Here is a 2,367-nt window from a genome sequence, read left to right as displayed (position 1 = left end):
GGGGAAGTCACGGTTTCAGGGTAGGCGGCGCCAAAACGGGGATGCCGATGTCGGCCGGGTTGCGGGATCGGTGTCTGGCAATCAGCGCTCAAGGACCGGTTGAATCGGAGTGGAGATTCTGCGCCGACTCCCACCAGTGAGCTTCTTCTACATAGCTGGCCCAGTTTTCGTCAGTGGTGGCGGCGATTTCCTCGGCCAGCCGTTCACAGCGTTGCCAGCGTTCCTCAGCTGATGCGATGCCCATATCGAGAGTGTGCAGCATTGCGGCTCGGAGCATGCTCGGCTCGGCTCCAGCGGCGGGCGGCCAGACCTGACAGACTTGGCGGCATGAGCGCTAACGCTGACGACAACACCCGCCTGACCGAAGAGCAGATCGCCGAGGGCCTGGCCGACCTTCCGGGCTGGGCGTTCTCTGAGGGCTCCCTGACCTACACCGCGGTGTGCGAGACGCCGCAGGCCGCGATCGACCTGGTCGCCGCCATCGGGCAGGCCGCTAACGGCCAGAACCACCATCCGGACCTGCTGTGGAGCTACGACGAGGTCACCCTCGACCTGCGCAGCCATGACGTGGACGGCGTGACCCCGCGTGACCTGCGACTGGCGCGAGCCGTGTCGGCGCTGTCCGGCGAGTTCGACGCCACCCCGCTGGGTCTCGGCGAGGACTGAGTCTCAGCCCCTCGCGGGCCCCGCGTCACCCGCGCGGCGTCGGACTCAGATCACCCTGCCAAGTCGCTCATCACTCGGCGTCGCGTTCCGTTCGCACGGATTCGGCAGCGGACTCGCCCCCGTAGCTACGTGGCGGGATAGTGGCAAGCCGGTCGAGAACCGATTGCCGAGTTGGTCGTTGCACGGCTCGAGTGAGCACATCGAGGGCGAACTCCGACAGAGTCTTACCTTCGTGGGCGGCTTGCTCCGTGAGTTTGCGATAGATGTCCTCAGGAACATCGCGAATGTGGATCGATCGCATGCTGTAAATCTCTATCCCGTTGTCGCGCATGTCAACGCTCGGTGAGCTCAACCCGCAGCCGCGAATGTCGAGGCCGCCTCCGCCAGATCGAGTAGCGGTTGCGGGAGGATGCCCAACACCAGCGTGACCGCCACCGCGACGCCGACCACCACCAGCGTGGCTGGCCGCCGGGCGAACGCCACCTCGGAGGAACCGGCCCCTGCCACAGCTCGAGCCCCGACTCCGTCCCCCGTCTCGGCCCCGGCCCCGACCTCCACCGGGCCCTCCCGGAAGAACATCACCACGATCACCCGCACGTAGAACGACGCCGCGATCGCGCTTGCCAGCACGCCGATCACGACCAGCCACACCGCGCCGCCCTCGACGGCCGAGGAGAACACGGCGAACTTGGCAATGAAACCGCTGGTCAACGGAATTCCGGCCAGCGCCAGCAGGAGCAGCGCGAAGCACGCGGCGATCGCCGGCTGCCGCCGCCCGAGCCCCGACCACGAGCGCAGGTCGGTGATCTCGGCGCCGTCGGGGCCCCGCACCAGCCCGGCCACCGCAAAGACGCCGACGGTGCTCACGGCATACGCGGCGAGGTAGAACAGCACCGACGACACCCCCACCTCCGCCGGCCCGAGCACGCCGGTCAGCAGGAACCCGGCGTGCGCGACCGAGGAATACGCGAGCAGCCGCCGCACGTCGTTCTGCGTCACGCCCACCACGGTGCCCACGACCATCGTCAGCGCGGCCACGGCCCACAGCACGGGCGTCCACAGGTGCTCGAGCCCCGGCACCGCGACGTAGAAAAACCGCAGGATCGCGCCGAACGCCGCCAGCTTGGTGCCGGCCGCCATGAATGCGGTGATCGAACTCGGCGCGCCCTGGTACACGTCGGGCGTCCAGTTGTGGAACGGCACGGCGCCGACCTTGAACAGCAGCCCGACCGACATCAGCGCCACCCCGACCAGCGCCAGGGTGCTGCCGCCGGCCAGCCCACCGCCGGCATCTACGCCGCCCCCCTCGGCCCGCACGGCCTCGGCGATCCCGGCGAAATCGACGGTCCCCGCGAACCCGTACATCATTGCGATGCCGTACGCGAAGATCGCCGACGAGAACGCCCCGAGCAGGAAATATTTGAGCGCCGCCTCCTGCGAGAGAAGTCGTCGTCGTCGCGCCATTCCGCACAGCACATACAGCGGCAGTGACAGGACCTCCAACGCGATAAACAGGGTGATCAGGTCGTTCGCGGCGGGGAACAGCATGAGGCCGCCGGTCGCGAACAGCACCAGCGGGAACACCTCGGTCTGGGTGACGCCGGCGCGTTCGGCGGCGCGCTCGTTGTCGCCGCCCGGCGCCAGCGCGGCCTGGGGCGCGAAGCCCGCCAGGACGGGGCCGCGGGACGACCGGGGAGGGGA

General features: G+C 68.7%; 4 protein-coding genes. 1 reads left to right on the top strand and 3 read right to left on the bottom strand.

The genetic code is table 11. The annotated features are described in order from the left end of the window. Nucleotides 1-88: 88 nt before the first annotated feature. Nucleotides 89-244: a hypothetical protein gene (locus tag G6016_RS16015; RefSeq protein WP_182633594.1), complete on the bottom strand. Its 156-nt coding sequence runs from the start codon at nt 242-244 to the stop codon at nt 89-91. 83 nt (nt 245-327) lie between these two features. Between G6016_RS16015 and G6016_RS16010 the strand changes: the two genes are divergently transcribed. Beyond that, a complete protein-coding gene (locus G6016_RS16010) occupies nt 328-666 on the top strand; it encodes a 4a-hydroxytetrahydrobiopterin dehydratase (RefSeq protein ID WP_182633593.1) in 339 nt (112 codons plus the stop codon). A gap of 70 nt (nt 667-736) precedes the next feature. Here the strand turns inward: G6016_RS16010 and G6016_RS17865 are convergent, their stop codons facing one another. Together G6016_RS17865 and nuoN are read right to left on the bottom strand one after the other, a co-directional pair. Continuing rightward, the gene (locus tag G6016_RS17865; RefSeq protein ID WP_386848363.1) at nt 737-967 is read right to left on the bottom strand and encodes a FitA-like ribbon-helix-helix domain-containing protein; all 231 of its coding nucleotides are present in this window, start codon (nt 965-967) and stop codon (nt 737-739) included. Nucleotides 968-1,014: 47 nt separating this feature from the next. After that, on the bottom strand, nt 1,015-2,367 hold a 1,353-nt coding region (nuoN, locus tag G6016_RS16005), incomplete at its 5' end, for an NADH-quinone oxidoreductase subunit NuoN (protein ID WP_182633592.1).

It is taken from the genome of Dietzia aerolata (genome assembly GCF_014144865.1).
In the GTDB taxonomy this organism is placed as follows: Bacteria; Actinomycetota; Actinomycetes; order Mycobacteriales; family Mycobacteriaceae; genus Dietzia; species Dietzia aerolata.
This window is presented reverse-complemented; position numbering and strand designations above follow the sequence as displayed.